Annotated in this window: 12 protein-coding genes; 7 read left to right on the forward strand and 5 right to left on the reverse strand. The window is 69.6% G+C overall.

Features of this window, described 5'->3' with window-relative positions:
* The first annotated feature begins 56 nt into the window (after positions 1-56).
* A complete protein-coding gene (locus tag JIG36_RS42690) occupies positions 57-1,091 on the forward strand; it encodes a hypothetical protein (RefSeq protein ID WP_203382590.1) in 1,035 nt (344 codons plus the stop codon).
* 3 nt (positions 1,092-1,094) lie between these two features.
* Here JIG36_RS42690 and JIG36_RS42695 read toward each other — a convergent pair whose 3' ends face one another.
* The 3 genes from JIG36_RS42695 to metG all read right to left on the reverse strand — a co-directional run bounded on the left by JIG36_RS42695 (position 1,095) and on the right by metG (position 4,973).
* Complete coding sequence (locus JIG36_RS42695; RefSeq protein ID WP_203382591.1) at positions 1,095-1,670, reverse strand: hypothetical protein; 576 nt, start codon at positions 1,668-1,670, stop codon at positions 1,095-1,097.
* A 72-nt stretch (positions 1,671-1,742) separates the two neighbouring features.
* On the reverse strand, positions 1,743-2,972 hold the full coding sequence (locus tag JIG36_RS42700; RefSeq protein WP_203382592.1) for a PKD domain-containing protein: 1,230 nt from the start codon (positions 2,970-2,972) through the stop codon (positions 1,743-1,745).
* Positions 2,973-3,176: 204 nt separating this feature from the next.
* Positions 3,177-4,973 carry a methionine--tRNA ligase gene (gene metG / locus JIG36_RS42705; protein ID WP_203382593.1) on the reverse strand — a complete coding sequence of 599 codons (1,797 nt, stop codon included), beginning with the start codon at positions 4,971-4,973 and terminating at the stop codon, positions 3,177-3,179.
* A 132-nt stretch (positions 4,974-5,105) separates the two neighbouring features.
* On the opposite strand from metG, the gene JIG36_RS42710 reads away from it, so the two are divergent.
* Positions 5,106-6,404, forward strand: coding sequence for a hypothetical protein (locus JIG36_RS42710; protein ID WP_203382594.1), 1,299 nt, complete (start codon positions 5,106-5,108; stop codon positions 6,402-6,404).
* Here JIG36_RS42710 and rsmI read toward each other — a convergent pair.
* Positions 6,401-7,246 (reverse strand): 16S rRNA (cytidine(1402)-2'-O)-methyltransferase, encoded by an 846-nt coding sequence (rsmI, locus tag JIG36_RS42715; RefSeq protein ID WP_203382595.1) that lies wholly within the window; start codon positions 7,244-7,246, stop codon positions 6,401-6,403. The genes JIG36_RS42710 and rsmI overlap by 4 nt on opposite strands.
* Before the next feature lie 75 nt (positions 7,247-7,321).
* Between rsmI and JIG36_RS42720 the strand changes: the two genes are divergently transcribed.
* From JIG36_RS42720 to JIG36_RS42730, 3 genes are all read left to right on the forward strand, one after another.
* Entirely contained in the window at positions 7,322-8,899 is a 1,578-nt protein-coding gene (locus tag JIG36_RS42720; RefSeq protein ID WP_203382596.1) for a dolichyl-phosphate-mannose--protein mannosyltransferase, read from the forward strand.
* A 713-nt stretch (positions 8,900-9,612) separates the two neighbouring features.
* The gene (locus JIG36_RS42725) at positions 9,613-10,557 is read left to right on the forward strand and encodes a hypothetical protein (RefSeq protein WP_203382597.1); all 945 of its coding nucleotides are present in this window, start codon (positions 9,613-9,615) and stop codon (positions 10,555-10,557) included.
* Positions 10,554-13,013 (forward strand): bifunctional polysaccharide deacetylase/glycosyltransferase family 2 protein, encoded by a 2,460-nt coding sequence (locus JIG36_RS42730; RefSeq protein WP_498370788.1) that lies wholly within the window; start codon positions 10,554-10,556, stop codon positions 13,011-13,013. Before JIG36_RS42725 ends, JIG36_RS42730 begins: the two co-directional genes overlap by 4 nt.
* 55 nt (positions 13,014-13,068) lie before the next feature.
* Here the strand turns inward: JIG36_RS42730 and JIG36_RS42735 are convergent, their stop codons facing one another.
* The gene (locus JIG36_RS42735) at positions 13,069-14,313 is read right to left on the reverse strand and encodes a GAF domain-containing sensor histidine kinase (RefSeq protein WP_203382598.1); all 1,245 of its coding nucleotides are present in this window, start codon (positions 14,311-14,313) and stop codon (positions 13,069-13,071) included.
* A gap of 199 nt (positions 14,314-14,512) precedes the next feature.
* Between JIG36_RS42735 and JIG36_RS42740 the strand changes: the two genes are divergently transcribed.
* A complete protein-coding gene (locus JIG36_RS42740) occupies positions 14,513-17,122 on the forward strand; it encodes a PPC domain-containing protein (RefSeq protein ID WP_203382599.1) in 2,610 nt (869 codons plus the stop codon).
* Positions 17,123-17,242: 120 nt separating this feature from the next.
* Entirely contained in the window at positions 17,243-17,812 is a 570-nt protein-coding gene (locus JIG36_RS42745; protein WP_203382600.1) for a DUF642 domain-containing protein, read from the forward strand.
* The last annotated feature ends 59 nt before the right edge of the window (positions 17,813-17,871 follow it).

The following is a 17,871-nucleotide window of genomic DNA, read 5'->3' on the forward strand; positions in this document are numbered from 1 at the left end:
CCTTGTGGCTACCGTTTGTTCACCTCGAGTCCACTGCTGTTGTCTATTTTCCGACCGTGACCGTGACGGGCGAGGACAGCGTGATCGAGACTGATCCGCTCGAGCCTGCGCTCTCCGCCCCGCTGCGGCGCGACCTCGGCTGGGCTCAGGTGCAGCAGATGAGCCAGTCGGCCCACTACCGCGACGACTACGTCCTGCGTCAGATCCGGGCCACGGCGGCCATCCGGCGCGGCACCCGGATGACCAAGGTGCTCTCTCCGGCCCAGGTCTCCGGGCATCTGGGCGGTTGGCTTCCGTACGGCTTCTGCTACCGCGCCTGCGACGTCGCGCACCTGACCGACCCGCGCGACCTGGCCCTTCTCGGCACCGACGGCGTGACCGACTCCGAGGTGGCCTACGCGCTGCGCTGGCGTGCGGTTGACCCGCTCGACTACGAGATCCCCGGTGGCCCGGCCCAGCCCGGCCTGGCGATGATCCAGTCACACCAGCGGATCGGCGCGATGATCCTGGGCACCGGCTTCTCGCCCAGCACCGACGACCTGATCCCGGAATACGTCACGGCCGGGTTCGCCGACCTGCCGATCCCGGCCAACTCGCAGATCGTTGCGCACGTGCCAGGCGGCGAAGAGGTGATCCTCTACACCTACCAGCCGGAGCAGAACGGCTGGCTGCGTCTGGCCGGCCCGCGCTGGCGGGGACTGCTCGAGAACCTGCCCGGCGTCAGCCCCGAGCGCGAATACGTGCCGTGCACCGCGACCGGCTCGGCGAAACTGGTCGGGCACATCAAGGACAAGGAGTACGAGGCCGTCGCCGACCCGCCGGAGGAGTTCCGCGTGCGGGCGCTGACCCGCGCGGCCCGCTACCCGGTGTCGACCCTGAGCCGCCGCGCCGAGCAGGCCCTGTGGCGCGGGGTGCCGTGCTGGGTGCTGCAACGCGACGAGGCCTGGGCCCGCCTGCGCCTGGTCCGGCCCGACAACGACTCGCTCGCGGCCACCGGCGCGCGCTGTTACGAGCGCGGCGTCTACGAGTCCTGGGCCCCGGTCGGCGAGCTCCTCGACCATCACATCGCCGACATCCCGTACGTCCTCTGACCGTCAGCGACCGCGGGTGAGCACGTAGAGGCCGTCCTCGCCGCGATGGAAGTCCTCGCGCCAGTGCCCGGGGACGCTCTCCTCGAACAGCTGCGCCGACAGCACGAGCAGGTCGGGCACAGGTCCGAGCGCTACCGGCCCGTACCGCATGAACCTCTCCCAGTCGTACTCGGGCGGGTTCCGGGAATTGTCGAGGACCAGTCCGACCGTCTCGTCGGGCCGCGCGCGGATCCGCCGACGGAGAACGCCGGTAAGCCGCTCCCGCAGATCCATCGGCTGACCGTCGAGGTAGTAGATCTGGGTCTCGCCCTCGATCGCATTCGCCTCGAACAGCGAGAGCAGGCCGCCCGCGCCGTCCCACCAGGTGATGTGGAGCGGGGCGATCGCCAGCTCGATCAGCCGGGCGACCTCGTCGACCGCCATCGGGACATGGTCGCCCTCGACGTTCAGCAGAACGGCTGTCCCGTGTGCCTTGTGGACGATCGACACACCGGCCGACTCCAGATCCTCGACCAGCGCCAGGAACTCCTCGGCGCTGGTGCGGGACGACCGGAACCAGGACACGAACGCGTCGGACATGCATCTCCTCTTGGAACGCACAAGCCGGCGCCACCCTCCTCGGGTGACGCCGGCTTGACGTGCGGTGTCAGATCAGCTGATCGGCCGCGCGTACGGCTGGAAGTTGTCGAGGTTCTGAGCCCAGTCCGCGGCACCGAAGCCGATGCCGATGATGCCCTTGGGGGTGTTCTTCAGGGGCAGCGAGAACTTGCCCTTGGAGATGGTCACCCGGCGGTCGCAGGAGGCGGGCGTGGTCGTGTCGGCGTTGGCCCACGACTTGCCGGTCCAGCAGACGAAGTGGCCGTTGTTCTTCAGCACGATGATGCCGGCGTACATCTCCTTGATGCCGGAGCCCTTGTCGGTCGCCGTGCCCTTGATCGCCTTCCACGACGAGGCCTTGCTCGCCTTGGACGGAACGGTCAGCTTGAGCACCGGACGCCAGGAGTCCTTCTTCAGCGTCACCTTGCCCACCGTGATGGCGGTGGCGGCACCGTACTTGTTGTAGACGGTTGCCTTCAGCGTCTTCGCGCCCGCCGGAACGGACTTGCCGTTGGCCGGAAGCGAGTAGTAGTAACGCGTGATCTTCTGCTTCTTGGGCGACATGGCCGTGGCCCGGGTGTCACCCCACGCCACCGTGACCTTCGTGGCGCCGGCCGGGACCTGAGTCATCTCCCAGACGAACTTCTCGCCGTGCCAGACCGACGACTTGTTCAGCTTGTACTTGAGAACCGGGTTGGCCACGGTCGGGCCGACCGACTTGGCGACCTTCTTGTTGCCGGCCTCGTCGGTCACCGTCAGCGTGATCGGCTTCTTGCCGGACGACTTGTACGTGTGCGAGACGTTCTTCGCGGTCCAGTGCAGGGTCTGCGTCTGGCCGTCGCCCCAGGTGACCACGCGAGTGATCTTCTCGGGCCGGCTGACGTTGTCGGCGACGCCGACCACGGTGATCGTGACGGTCTGGCCGGTGAAGATCGACCACCGGTTCAGGCTGAACGCACCCGAGGGCGGGGTCTTGTCCGTGGCCGGCGGCGGCGTGGTGACCGGCGGCGTCACCGGAGGGGTGGTGACGGGCGGCGTCACCGGCGGCGTGGTGACCGGCGGCGTCGTGTCGGGAGTCGACGGCGGCGTCACCGGAGGGGTGGTGGGCGGCGTCGTGTCGGGAGTCGACGGCGGCGTCGCCGGAGGCGTGGTGGGCGGCGCGGGCGACTCCGTCGCGTCGGGCAGCGGCGGCGGCTCAGCCAGCGCCGGCGCGACGAACAGGCCGCTGGCCAGGGCGCCGCTGATCACGGCCGCGAGCAGCGGGCGCGAGAGGCGAGTGTTCAAGGAACTGCTCCTTCGAGGGGGTAAAACCTCACGAAGGGGGCACAACTGACCCGGCTTCGACAGAACGAAGCCGTATCGATGTAACGCTGGTGTTCCCCCGTGGAGCGCGAACGCTACCGGATTGATCTCACGTCGATCAATCCTATAAATGGACGAGGCTCATTGGCACCGTTAGTGCCAATGAGCCTCGTCGATGGAATGAGATCAGCCTGCTAGACGAGCCAACTCCTCCTCGATCACCGAGGGCTCGAGCTTGCGGAAGACCGGTTTCGGCGCCGCCAGCGGCGTTCCTGTGACCAACGGCACTGACTCCCAGCGGGCGCCAACCGTGTAGTCACCCGTGAGCACCGGGTAGCCGGGGCCGCCGTCAAGGTCGTCGACCTCTTCGATGCGCGGCATCGGCGCGTGCACACCCTCACCGCCGAGCAGCTCGAACACCTTCTGCGCGGAGTGCGGCAGGAACGGCGTCAGCAGCGTGTTGGCGTCGCTGACGACCTGGAGCGCCACGGCGAGGACGGTGCCCTGGCGGGGCTTCTCCTCTTCGCTCTTGAGCTTCCAGGGGGCCTGCTCGGACAGGTATTTGTTGGCCTCGGCGACGACCTTCATCGCCTCGCCGATCGCCGCCTTCTGCCGGTGCTTGCCGATCAGTTCGCCGACCGTGGCGAAACCGGCCTTCGCGACCGCCAGCAACGCCTCGTCCTCGGGGGTCAGGTCGACCGCCTCGGGAATGGCGCCGAAGTTCTTGGCGGCCATCGAGATCGAGCGGTTGACCAGGTTGCCCCAGCCCGCCACCAGCTCGTCGTTGTTGCGCCGCACGAACTCGGCCCAGGTGAAGTCGGTGTCGTTGGACTCCGGACCGGCGACCGCGATGAAGTAGCGCAGGGCATCGGCGTCGTAGCGCTCCAGGAAGTCGCGCACATAGATGACGACCCGCCGCGACGACGAGAACTTCTTGCCCTCCATCGTCAGGAACTCGCTCGAGACCACCTCGGTCGGCAGGTTGAGCCGGCCCAGCTCGCCCGGCTCGCCGCCCTTGTCACCCTCGCCGGAATAGCCGAGCAGCAGCGCCGGCCAGATCACCGAGTGGAAGACGATGTTGTCCTTGCCCATGAAGTAGTAGCCCAGGGCGTCCTTGCCTTGGGCGTCGGCCGACCACCACTGGCGCCAGGCCTCGGGGTCGCCCGAGCGACGGGCCCACTCGATCGAGGCCGAGAGGTAGCCGATCACGGCGTCGAACCAGACGTAGATGCGCTTGTCGTTGCGGTCACGCCAGCCGTCGAGCGGGATCGGCACGCCCCACTCGAGGTCGCGGGTGATGGCCCGGGGCTGCAGGTCGTCGAGCAGGTTGCGCGAGAACTTCAGGACGTTGGGCCGCCAGTTCTCCCGCTGGTCGAGCCAGTTGCCGATGGCCTCGGCGAAGGCGGGCAGGTCGAGGAAGAAGTGTTCGGTCTCGACGAACTCCGGCGTCTCCCCATTGATCTTGGAGCGCGGGTTGATGAGCTGCTCGGGGTCGAGCTGATTGCCGCAGTTGTCGCACTGGTCGCCCCGCGCGCTGTCGTAACCACAGATCGGGCAGGTGCCCTCGATGTAGCGGTCGGGCAGGGTGCGCCCGGTCGACGGCGACCGCGCGCCCAGCGTCGTGCGCTTGACGATGTAACCGTTGCGCTCGAGCGCAGTGAACAGCTCCTGCACCACCGCGTAGTGGTTGCGCGTGGTGGTGCGGGTGAACAGGTCGTAGGACAGGCCGAGCCCGTGCAGGTCCTCGACGATGACACGGTTGTACCGATCGGCCAGCTCGCGGGCGGTCACGCCCTCGGCGTCGGCCTGCACCTGGATCGGCGTGCCGTGCTCGTCCGTCCCCGAGACCATGAGCACGTCGTGGCCGGCCATGCGCATGTACCGGCTGAAAACGTCGGAGGGCACCCCGAAGCCGGAGACATGACCGATGTGGCGCGGGCCGTTGGCATAGGGCCAGGCAACCGCGGCGAGAACGTGACTCATGAGGTACAAGCGTAGTGAGCGGCCGGGGCGGCTCGCGAACGGATTCGCTCAGGCTCCCGCGAGATACGCATTTATCACGACACGCCCGATTCTAAACGTGATCACCGCTCGGCCGCGTAGTCCAATGGACCGGTGATCGGAGACACGCCACAGCCTGGGGAAACGCCTCGCAACGACGGCGACCCGTGGAAGTTCGGCGATCCCGACCCGGCCTGGTGGCGCGGCAAGACCGACCGCTCCGCTGAAGGACGGCCGGCCCGGCCTCAGCGCGGCCCCGAACAGCCCGCGGCCGGCGGCACCGGAGTGCTGGTGCCCCCGGCCGCCGTGCCCCGCACCGGCGAGGCGGCCGAGGCCCACGCGGCCGGCACGCAGGACGTATCGGAGCAGCTGGCCCCGGAGACGGTGGTGAAGAAGCCGCCGGCCGCGGTCGAGCGCGACCACAACCAGCCGGACCCGCACCGCTACAACCCGCTGCGCCCGCCGGCCGGTCACGTGGCGCCTGCTCCCCCGGCCGCCCCCGTTTCTGCCGCCGCGCCCACCGCGCCCACTCCGCCCGTCACCGACGCGCCGGTCGTTCCGGAACCGCCGACCCCGGTGTCACCCGAAGCGGTGACTCCCGCGACCAAGGCGAAGGCAAAGGTCACGCCTCCGCCCGAGGACGTGATGGTGCTGCCCGAGCCGAGCCTGCACCACCGCCCGACCGTGCCGCTGGACCATCCGATGCCGATGCGGCCCCGCCAACAGGTCCGGCCCACCGAGCCGCTGCCCCCGCCGACCGGCACCCCGGCCACCGACGCCCGCCTCCAGCGGCTCGAGAACTCCACGTTCTGGCGCGACCAGACGGACGACACGATCGAGGTCCCGCCCGGCGAGGAGCCGCCGCCGGTGCTCACCCGGGCCCGGCACCGCGGCACCGGCCGGGCCACCCGCAAACCGTCCGGGCTGCCGCTCTCGGCCCAGGTGTCGCTCGTGGCGCTCGGCCTGGTGGCGGCGTTCTTCGCCTGGGTCAGCGCGGAACCCTTCTGGCTCGCGGTCGGCCACGGCGACCAGGGATACGTCACGACGACCCAGTGCAGCGGCGACGGCGTGACCCAGCGCTGCTCGGGCCGGTTCGTGTCGGGCGACGGCCGCTACACGATCACGCAGGTGCGACTGCTCGGCGTCGAGGGGCAGGCCCGGATCGCGGGCACGGTGACTCCGGCCCGCATGGTCAGTCCGGACAGCCGGCAGGCGTACGTCGGCGGGACCGGCGCCCTGCTCCAGCTGCGCTGGCTGCTCGGGTTCGCGCTCGTGCTGCTCTGCGGCTATGCGATCGCGGGCGTGACCAAGGCCCGGCGGCTCGAGACGGCCCGGGCCCGGCGCGGCGCCGTGCTGCTCAGCCTGGCCGGCCCCCTGGCGTTGCTGGCCGGGTTCCTGGCCGCTGCTTATTAGCCGTGCACCAGCGCGTACACCTCGCGCTTCTTGATCCCGAACTCGTCGGCGACGGCCTGGATGGCGTCGCGCCGCGACGATCCGGCCGCTTCCCGGGCCGCGACCGCCGCCCGCAGCTCCTCGTCGGCGGGCCGCTCGGCCGGGCGCTCCGGGGCGCCGCCCACCACCACGGTGATCTCGCCCCGGGGCTCCTCCCGCTGCGCCCACACGGCGAGCTCGGCCGCGGTGTCCCGCCTGATCTCCTCGTACGTCTTGGTCAGCTCCCGGCAGACCGCGGCGGGCCGCTCGTCGCCGAAGGTGGCCGCGAGATCGGCCAGCATGCCCGCGATCCGGTGCGGCGCCTCGAAGAAGACCAGCGTGCGCGGCTCGGCGGCGAGCTCCCGCAGTCGCGATCGGCGGTTCGAGCCCGTACGGGGAAGGAAGCCCTCGAACACAAAGCGGTCACTCGGCAGACCCGAGAGCGCGAGAGCCGTGGTGACCGCACTCGGCCCGGGCGCGGCGGTGACCGGATAACCGGCGTCCAAGGCGGCCCGCACGAGGCGGTATCCGGGATCGGAGACGCTCGGCATGCCGCCATCGGTGACCACCGCGACGACCGCGCCCCCGGCCAGCGCCTCGACCAGCTCGGGCGTGCGCCTTTCGTCGTTTCCCTCAAAATATGAAACGACCCGCCCGGCGACCGTGACGTTCAGATCGCGAGCCAGACGGGCCAGGCGACGAGTGTCCTCGGCGGCGACCACGTCGGCGGTGGACAGGATCTCGCGCAGACGGGCCGAGGCGTCGCCGATGTTGCCCAGCGGAGCGCCGACCAGCACCACGCGGCCTTCGTTGGTGGGAACCACCCGGAAAGTCCATCACACGCCGCGACGAGGTGACGGCGGGCACCACCTCCCGGACGCAGGTCCTACGATCGCGGGGTGACTACGGCGGCGACGACGGAGACAGAACGCACCCCGGAACCGCCGTCGGCGGACGAACCCGGGGGCGTCCGCGCCGTCCCGGAGATCGTGCGGCGACGGCTCAGCACGCTCGACAACTGGCTCAACCCGCATTCGTGGCTGGTCACCGGCGTGATCGTGGCGATCGCGGCGATCCTGCGGCTCAACGGGATCAGCAGCCCGAAGGGGTACATCTTCGACGAGGTGTACTACCCGACCGACGCCTGGGACATGCTGCAGCACGGCGTCGAGTGGGACGAGAAGACCAACGGCCCGGCGTATGTGGTGCATCCGCCGCTCGGCAAATGGCTGATCGCCGGCGGCGAGATGATCTTCGGTAACAACGAGCTGGGCTGGCGCTTCCCGGCCGCGATCGCCGGCATCGTGATGATCCTGATCCTGATCCGGGTCACCTACCGGCTGTTCCACTCGGTGCTGCTCGCGGGCCTGGCCGGCCTGCTGATGACGCTCGACGGCTTCCAGCTGGTGCTCTCGCGCACGTCGCTGCTCGACATCTTCCTCGGCACGTTCATCCTGGCCACGTTCGCGGCGCTGGTGCTCGACCGCGACCACTACCGCCGCCAGTGGCTGAAGGCGCTCGAGAACGGCTACGACCCCGCGAAGACGCCCCACGTGCCCCGGATCGTGCCGTGGTGGCTGCTGGTCGCCGGGGTCACGTTCGGCATGGCCTGCGGCGTGAAGTGGAGCGCCCTGTTCTTCGCGCCGTTCCTGGCCGCGCTGGTGATCCTGTGGCGCGTGCAGGCGCGGCGCTCGGCCGGGGTGCAGGGCCCGTTCCTGGCCGGCGTCATCGGCGACCTCGGCTGGCTGCTGCTCAGCTTTGCGCTCACCTTCGTGATCTACCTGGCCACCTGGACCGGCTGGTTCGTCACCGACACCGGCTACTTCCGCCACTACCGCGAGGCCAACGGCATGAGCGAGCCGCCGGTGATCGGCGCGCTGCTCAACCTGTGGCACTACCACCACGAGGCGTACCGGTTCCACAGCGGCCTGACCGAACGGCACGTCTATCAGTCGTGGCCGTGGCAGTGGCTGCTGCTCGGGCGGCCGGTCGCGTTCTATTGGAACAACGGCGGCAACTGCGGCGCCCCCAGCTGCGCCCGCGAGATCCTGCTGCTCGGCACGCCGATCCTGTGGTGGTCGTTCCTCCCCGCGCTGGCCGGCCTGATCTGGTTCGGCCTGGCCCGGCGGGACTGGCGCGCGTGGGCGATCCTGGTGCCGGTCGTGGCGGGCCTGCTGCCGTGGTTCTACTACGCGGTCAAGGACGGCCGCACGATGTTCTCGTTCTACGTGCTGCCGGCCCTGCCGTTCCTGATCCTGGCCGTCGTCTACGTCCTCGGCGCGATCATGACGCCACCCGAAGGCATAGCGCAGGGCTCCGCGAGATCGGACCGCCAGCTCATAGGCACGGTCGTGGCCGGCGCCTTCATCGTGCTGGTAGCCGTCTGCTTCGCCTACTTCTATCCGATCTTCACGGCCCAGACCATCCCGTACGACAGTTGGTCCGGCCGAATGTGGTTGGGCGGTCGCTGGATCTAGGCCCGCCCTTCCCGCCCTACTCGAGCCGTCGCCGTGGCACCCGCCACGCGGCGGCTCGACACTTTCCCCACCGCTTATCAAGATCATCAGATATCAAGATCGTTTGAGCAGCCACCACCTCCCCCGCCCGCCCAGGGAAAAGCGGCGGGGCCGACCCTAACGCGTGTCAAGCGGGAAGCCCGGAGTTGTCCACCGGAGCGGCGACCGGGGTTTCGTGGACATCCACAGAGGGCTCAGAGCCGGCGGGAAAACTCACCGCGAGCGGGCCCGGAGAAAGAAAGGGCGCGCCCCGATCGCCTGCCACGGGGGAAGCGGGCGATAGGGGCGCGCACGAGCAAGCTTAACGACCTCCGATGTCGGACACAACGGGTGGCCAGGGGAACTTTCAAATTTCGATCAAGCCGATTCGACAATTCGGACATAACGGTTTACTCTTTACAAGAAGTGCATATCGCCATGCGAATAAGCTTCGGGCTTTAGCCTCTTTCATTGTCGGGGATACGACAGCGAAACAATTGGTAAAACCGCGTAACCTCGGCCCATTCACCATTTCGCCGCAGCTCAGCGACGCCCTCTCGGCCGTGGCACAGATGAGCCCCCATCTGGTCAAACTCCAGGCCTCATCATTTCGGTTGATTTCCGCTTAACGATCATCCGTCATGCGGAAGAGTGAGCGCCACCAAGATCTCCAAATATCTTTTTAAGCTCGCCGCGTGACTTCGCACGAGCCAGAAAACCCGCAATTCGTCGCGTCCGAGTTCCCGGAAACTGAAGTGATCTCGGTCGAGACGCCCGCACCGGTGTTCGTGGACAGCACCGGGCGCCGCAGCCGGTTCTTGCGGCGGCTCGCGTACGCCTTCGGCGCGCTGGTCATGCTCTATGGCGGCCTGATCAGCGTCAGCCTGGCCGGCGGCCCCGTCCGCTCCAGCGCTGTGCTGCCTCTGCCCGGTCTCGAGCCCGAGAAGAAGGAGGAGAAGCCGGCCGTCGCCCCGAGCCCGGCCCCGACGCCCACGCCGACCCAGGCCGCGCGCGCCCTCTACGTCCCCGAGGTGCGCCGGACCACCGTCCGGCCGCAAACCCCTCGGCTGGAGTCCACCCGGGTTCCCTCGAAGTCGCCCACGCCCTCCGCGTCGCCGACGACGAAGCCCCCGGTGAAGAAGCCCCCGGCGAACCCGCCCACCGAGTCGACGACCCAGCCGACCGACACCAACCCGCCGCCGGTGATCAACGATCCGCCGGACAGCACCCCGCCCAGCACCCCGGTGGACCCGCCGGCCAACCCCGTCCCGCCGCCCAGCAGCGGAACTGGTGGGTCCGGCGGCGGTGGCGCCGTGGACAACCCGACGAGCCCGAGCCCGAGCGGCTCGGGCTCGTCCCAGTCTGGAGGCGGAACAAGCGGGACCGGAACAAGCGGGACCGGAACAAGCAACGGCGGAAGCAGCGGCGGCGAAGCCAACGGAGGCGGAAGCAGCGGCGGCACCGGAGGCGGCAGTGGCACGGCGACCCCGGAACCGATCGGCAGCAACAACAACAACGGCGGCGACAGCGACAGCGGCGACGACAAGGACGACCCCACCGACATAACCCCTCAGGCCCTGCAGGCCACCGACCTGGTCCTCACCGAATCCATATCCCTCACGACCAAGGTGCTTCAGTGACCCACACCCCCGCTCACCAGGCCCCGGCACCCAACACACCCCCGCCGATGCCCACCCGCCGGGCCCGCACCCGCGGCCGCGGCCCGGTCCGGAGACGGCTCCTGCCCCGCCCCCGGATCATGCTCGGCACGCTGCTGGTGCTGGTCTTCGTCGGCGTCCTGGTCGTGCAGGCGTACATCAACGCCGAATTCAAGAGCGACCACCTCGACTCCGAGGTCGGCGACCAGGCCGGCGTCCCCGAGGAGATCCTCAACGGCGGCCCGGTCATCAACACCACCGGCGGCCAGGCGAGCACCAGCCGCATGCCCGCGAAGACGATCGCGCTGACCTTCGACGACGGCCCCGATCCGACGTGGACGCCGAAGATTCTCGACGTGCTCGAGGAGAACGACGCGCACGGCACGTTCTTCGTGGTCGGCTCCGAGGTCTCCCGGCACCCCGAGCTCACCAAGCGGATCACCGACGAGGGCAACGAGCTGGGCCTGCACACCTTCACCCACCCGAACCTGCAGCGCCTCGCGCCATGGCGGCGCACCCTCGAGCTCTCGCAGACCCAGGTCGCGATCGCCCGGGCCACCGGCGTGCACACCAACCTGGCCCGGTTCCCGTACTCGTCGAAGAACGCCGCGATCGACGAGACCAACTGGAAGATCATCAAGGACGCGGGCCGGCAGGGCTACCTGGTCGTCGTCAACGACCTGGACAGCGAGGACTGGCAGAAGCCGGGCGTGCCGCAGATCGTGAAGAACGCGACCCCGGCCGGCGAGAGCTCGGCGGTCATCCTGTTCCACGACGCGGGCGGCGACCGGCAGCAGTCGGTGGCGGCGCTGCGCGAGTTCATCCCGATGATGAAGGCCCGCGGTTACACGTTCACCACGGTCACCGAGGGCCTGAACCGCACGATCGAGCAGAGCAACAGTGCCGCCGCGGGGAAGGTGCCGCTGCTGCCGGAGAACCCCGACGCGGCCGGCAGCGACGTGTGGCGGGGCAGCGCGGTCATCTGGACCGTACGGGTCGCCGACGGCCTGGTCTGGTTCATCGCCATCCTGTTCCTGGTCGTGGGGGCACTCACCATCGGCCGTACGGCGTTGTTGCTGCTCCTCGCCACCCGGCACACCCGGCAGCGCCGCAAGCCGGGCTGGAGCTGGGGTCCTCCGGTGGTCGAGCCGGTGTCGGTCATCGTGCCCGCCTACAACGAGAAGGAAGGCATCGAGGCCGCCGTACGCTCCCTGGCCGGCGGCGACTACCCGGCGATCGAGGTCGTGGTCGTCGACGACGGCTCCACGGACGGGACGGCCTCGCTGGTCGAGCAGATGCGGCTTCCCAACGTACGGGTGGTACGCGTACCCAATGGCGGAAAGTCGAACGCGCTGAACACGGGCATCGCCCTCGCGCGCCACGACCTGATCGTCACCGTGGACGGCGACACGATCTTCGAGCCGGACTCGATCCGTACGCTGGTGCAGCCGTTCGCCGACCCCACCGTCGGGGCGATCGCCGGCAACGTCAAGGTCGGCAACCGGGAGAAGATGGTCGCGGCCTGGCAGCACATCGAGTACGTGATCGGCTTCAACCTGGACCGCCGCCTCTACGAGGTGCTGGGCATCATGCCGACCGTCCCCGGGGCGATCGGCGCGTTCCGGCGCGAGGCCCTGGCCCAGGTGGGCGGGATCAGCGACGAGACGCTGGCCGAGGACACCGACGTCACGATGGCCATGCTGCGGCAGGGCTGGCGCGTCGTCTACGCGGAGGATGCCAAGGCCTGGACCGAGGCACCGGCCACTTTGGAGCAGCTGTACCGCCAGCGGTACCGGTGGAGCTACGGCACCATGCAGGCGATGTGGAAGCACCGTCGCGCCCTGTTCGACAAGGGCCCGTCGGGTCGCTTCGGCCGGGTCGGGCTGCCGTTCCTGGCCCTGTTCGGGGTGGCGCTGCCGATGCTGGCCCCGGTCGTCGACATCATGCTCCTGTACGGCCTGGTCTTCTGGGAGCTGGAGGAGACCGTCATCGCCTGGCTCGGCATGCTGGCCCTGCAGCTGTTCACGGCCGCGGTCGCGTTCCGCTTCGACAAGGAGTCGCTGAAGCCGCTGTGGCGGTTGCCGTTGCAGCAGTTCGCCTACCGGCAGCTGATGTATCTGGTGCTCATGCAGTCGGCGACCACGGCCCTGACCGGCGGACGGCTGCGCTGGCACAAACTGCACCGAGCCGGTCTGGGCGTACGGGCGGAAGCCGTTCCCCCTCCCGTACCCCGCGATGTTGCGCCCGTTGTGGACACTTGGCCGTCGACACTGGGTCAGGGGCGCGCCGACTCCCATCCGGCGGCGGGCCGGGCGGTCGCCCGCCCCGCGGTGCCGACCCAATCGGCCCGCGGCCACACCGCCGAACTGGGCCCCGAAGACCTTCCGTCAGCCGGCTCGCCCCCGGGTGGCGGATCCGGCCCGGTCTACACCGGGTGAAGCGTCGGCCCGCGCCCGCTCGAACTGCAGCCGAGCGGGCGCGGGCCGATGTGTCTCAGACGGAGATCAGCTCGTCCAGCATGGCGGCCGGCGTGAGGTCGGCCGACGGGAACACGACGTGCAGCGAGGTGCCGTCGCCGGGCCGGTCCGAGAGCGCCACCGTCGCGTGGTGCGCGTCGAGGATCTTCTTGGCCACGGCCAGGCCCCGGTCGGGTCCCGGGATGGTGGCCGGGTTGGCGATGGCGCCGTAGTAGAGGTGCGGGAACAGTTCGGGCCGCATGCCGTCGGGCATGTCCATGTCGTCGAGGCGTACGGCCGGGCCCGACTCGATCTCGGTTCCCACCCGCACCCGTCCACCCGACGGCGTGTACTTGACCGCGGCGAACAGCAGGTGGGTGAGCACCTGCTCGAGCCGTACGGGGTCGGCGATGATCGGCAGGGCCGGGCCGCCCGCCTGGTTGAGGATCCAGATCTGCTTGGTGGCCGCGATCGGCCGCACCGCGTCGACGGCGCGCTGGGTGATGCGGGTGAGGTCGATCTGACGCATGTGCAGCGCCTCGGTGCCGAACCCGGCCTCGGCCATCTCGCTCAGATGGTGCAGCAGGTCGAGGAAGCCGCGGATGTGACCGGCGGTGGCGCGCCCGATGAGGTCGGCCATCTCGGCGTCGTGGTAACCGGTCTTCCCGAGCTTTTCCACGTACGCCGAGATCAGGCGCAACGGTGCCCGCAGGTCCCCGCCGAGCAGGCCGGCCAGGTCGTCCTTGCGCCGCTCCAGCTCCTGCAGCCGGGCCGTGGTGTTGGCCAGCGCGACCGCGTGCCGGCGCATCTCCATCTGCGAGACGACCTGCCGGGCGAGCGCGCGCAGCGCCTGGAGCTGCTCGAGGTCGAGGCGGCGGGGCTCGTTGTCGACCACGCAGAGCGTCCCCAGCGCGAACCCGTCGGTCGTCAGCAGCGGCGCCCCGGCATAGAAGCGGATGCCGTCCTCGCAGGTCACGTGCGGGTTGTCGGCGAACCGGCGGTCCTTGGTGGCATCCGGCACGACCAACAGGTCCCGGCCCATGATCGCGTGCGCGCAGAACGACGTGTCCCGGTCGGTCCCGGTCTGTTCCATGCCGACCCGGGCCTTGAACCACTGGCGATCCGTGTCGAGCAGAGTGACCAGAGACATCGGTGTTCCGCAGACGTTCGACGCGAGCGCGACGATGTCGTCGAAGTCCTGCTCCGGCGCGCTGTCGAGGATGTCGAGCGAGTAGAGGGCGGCGAGCCGGTCGGTCTCGTTGTCGGGCTTGGGCGCTTTCATGGGTCACCTCCGAGGCTTGCTCTCAGAGGTACCACACAAAAGTAGCAACCCTCATCTTCGGTGCGAATCACCCACGGCGCCGCTTCTAGCTGATGACATATGCGTCCCGCTTACGCATATGTCATGAGCGGGGTGGAGAGATCGATGTCCCGCGTGGTATCCACTGGGGACACACCGATCGAGTCACGGGGGAAACGACTTGAAACGATGGGGTGCCGCACTGGCGTGCGGCCTGATCCTGGCCACGAGTTTCACCGGCGTCGCCGATGCCGCCTCTCCTGCCCCTCCTTCCTCAAAGGCAGCCGCACCCACCTCCTGCACGCCGCTTCGAGAGGGCCACTTCGGCGATCTCGCCGCCGACCAGATCGGCACCGGCGAGGTGCTGCCGGGCGAGACGGGTTGCCACGAGGTCGCCCTCACCGCCGGCCCCCACTACCTCCAGATCCGCAACGACGCCCGGCCGCCGCGGTTCGGCACCGTGCGCGACGCGTCCGGCAACCAGGTCTGCGACGCGCTCGAGTGCGACATCCCCGCCTCCGGCGTCTACACCGTCCAGCTGGCCAACCCGACCAGCCAGACTCTGACCTACCGCACGGCCGTGATCCGGCAGGACGCGGCGCACTGCACGACCCGGGTCCGCACCGCGTGGAACACCGTCACCGCGCCCGCGCCGAGCACCGACCTCGAGGCCAACTGCGTCCGGTTCACCGGGTCCGACGGCGAGAAGGTGTACGTCTACAACCCGGCCGCCTCGGCCAACGTCCGCAAGCTCGACGGCAGCCTCGTCTGCCACCTGCCGACGTCGCAGTACAACGACCCCTGCCGGCTCACCGGCGCGGGCACCTTCCTGGCCATGACCGCGGCGCCGGCCGCGGCCACCAGCAACGAGATCCAGGTCCGCTCGGTGACCGACCCGAAGGGCTGCCCGGTTCACGAACCGAAGCCGTTCGGCTCGACCAACCGGTTCAGCGACGTCCGCTGCCGCGTGCTCGACGTTCCGGCCGCGGGCACCTATCTCGTACGCTTCCGCACCCCCGCCAACGTCGGTCAGCTCACCGGCGTCCTCGCCCCGGACGGCAAGCCGGTCTGCACCACCACCCCGAGGCCCGTCCTCCAGCAGGAGGTCTGCACGTTCCCGGCCGCCGGGCGCTATCTGGTGATCGCCGAGACGATGAACAACCGCATCGTCACCAGCTCGTTCACCACCACGTTCGCCGCGATGAACGGGCCCGGTTGCAAGGCCACCACCACCCAGGGCGTGGCCGGCCCGAACGCGCGCGGCAAGTTCCGGGCGGTCGGCCAGGTCGACTGCTGGGAGTTCCCGACCCCGTGGGAGTCGGAGACCAGCCTGGTGCTGCCGCCGAACGCCTCCGGTGCGGGCGTGCCGGTCATCCGCTACTACGACAGCGACAACAACGTCGTCTGCTCCACCGTGGAGTGCGATCTGCCCGGCCCGGCGACCTTCCGGATGCTGGTGACCGCGCCGGCGGACGCCACGACCGGCGACTACATCTTCGCCCTGCAGGACAAGCACTCGATCTGGAACTGCCGGCCCTGGGACCCATCGGTGACGGTGTCGTTCCGCCCCGGCCAGTTCACCCAGTGCTTCGACTTCGTGCCCGACCGCAACGCCCCCGAGTTCGAGGTGGCCATGCAGCGGACCAGCGGCGCGGGCACCATCCGGGCCTCGGTCCGTCCGACCGCCGGCCCGCCCTGCGAGGGCGGCGACCAGATGGTCTTCACGTGTGAGATCTCGGTCGGCACCTTGCTCCGGCTCGTGCTGACGGCCGACCCGACCGCGGCGAAATACCAGATCACCCGCTCGTACGGATCGGCCCCCGAGCCCGAGCCGGAACCCGACCCCGAGCCGGAACCCGAGCCGGAGCCGCCCACGTGCACCTCGGTGACCGAGGCCCGTTACGGCCCGCTCGCCCCCGAGCAGATCGGCACGGTCACGGTGCCGGCCGGCCAGGCGGGCTGCCACGACGTCAAGCTCACGGCCGGCTGGCACTACATCCAGGTCCGCGGCGCGGGCAACAGCATCTCGGCCTTCGTCCGCAACGCGAACGGTGACCGCGTCTGCCTGGCCCCGCGCGGCGTCCTCTGGCGCTGCCTGATCCGCACCACCGGCGAATACGCGATCGAGGTCAGCAACCGCTACGGCACCGAGCCGATCAGCTACCGGGTCGCGGCCGTCCTGGAAGACCCGGCCGACTGCACCGGCCGGATCAGCACGGCCTGGGACGCGGCGCCCGTCCGTATCCCGACCGGCGACCCGCTCGAGGCCCACTGCACCACGTTCGAGGGCACGGCCGGCGACAAGATCCTCGGCTTCTCCGAGACCGGAATCCTTGTCATCTACGACGCTTCGGGCACCGGCGTCTGCGGCTTCCCGAGCCGGTACAACCCGCCGTGCGAGCTCACCGGCCCCGGCCCGTACCGGGTCTCGACGATCGCCCCACCGGACGGCGGGGAGGACGAGATCCAGATCCGCTCGCTCACCCCCGCCGTCGGCTGCCCCGCGGTCACGGTGGGCGGCACCGACCAGCCGAGCGGTATCCGGTGCCGTTCGCTGACCGTGCCGGCCGCGGGCACCTATGACGTCACCGCCCTCGGCACCGGCGGCGACACCCGGAGCATCACCATCCGCGACGCCGACGGTGCGTCGCCTTGCGAGACGGCCGGCAGCGTCCCCCTCGGGAAGTGCACCTTCCCCGCTGCCGGCACCTACACCCTGATCGCCGACGGCCACACGTCCGTGATCAGGGATGCCCCATTCACGGTCAGCCTGGCCGCCACCAGTTCCTGACCGTCTTGTTGCCGGTCCGCCGTCCTCGGCGGGCCGGCAACACGCTGTCCGCTACGTCCCGTTTCGTCCGACCGCCGCTACGGTGATCTCGTTCCCGAGCCCACCCGACGGAGGTCCCCCATGCGAGCCCTTCTGGCCGCCGCGCTCCTGGCCGCTCCCGCTCCAGTCGTCGCCCCCGCTTTTCAGGACGGTTTCGAGTCACCTGCCGTCCCGAGCGGCTTCTCCCGCTTGTCCGCAGGCACCCAGATCGGCCCGTGGCAGGTCTCCGCCGGCGATGTGGACCTCTCCACAACCCACCTGTGGACCACCGCCGAGGGCCGCCAGAACTTGGACCTGGACGGCACGACAAACGGCGCCGTGACCCGCACGGTCCCCACCACACCGCTGCTGACGTACCGGATCACTTACGCCCTGGGCGGCAATTACGTGGGCCCGCCCGCCGTCAAGACCGGCGAACTGCGGGTCAACAACCAACCCACCCAGACCCTGACGTTCAACACCGCAGGCCGCTCCCGCGACAACATGGGCTACACCCGGCACACCACATACGTCCTGGCCAAGTCCCGCTCCCTGAAGATCGAGTTCGCCGGCACCACCACCCCCGCCGGCTATGGCCTCCTGCTCGACGACGTCCGCGTGGACAGCTGCGTCATCATCCTCTGCCCCCGAGCCGCCGCCGTTTCCCGCTGAGCGAGCGTCCGGTGTGGACGAATGTTCGATGTCCACACCTGTCGATGTCTCCTAGGGTT

Source organism: Paractinoplanes ovalisporus (genome assembly GCF_016834655.1).
Classification (GTDB): Bacteria; Actinomycetota; Actinomycetes; order Mycobacteriales; family Micromonosporaceae; genus Actinoplanes; species Actinoplanes ovalisporus.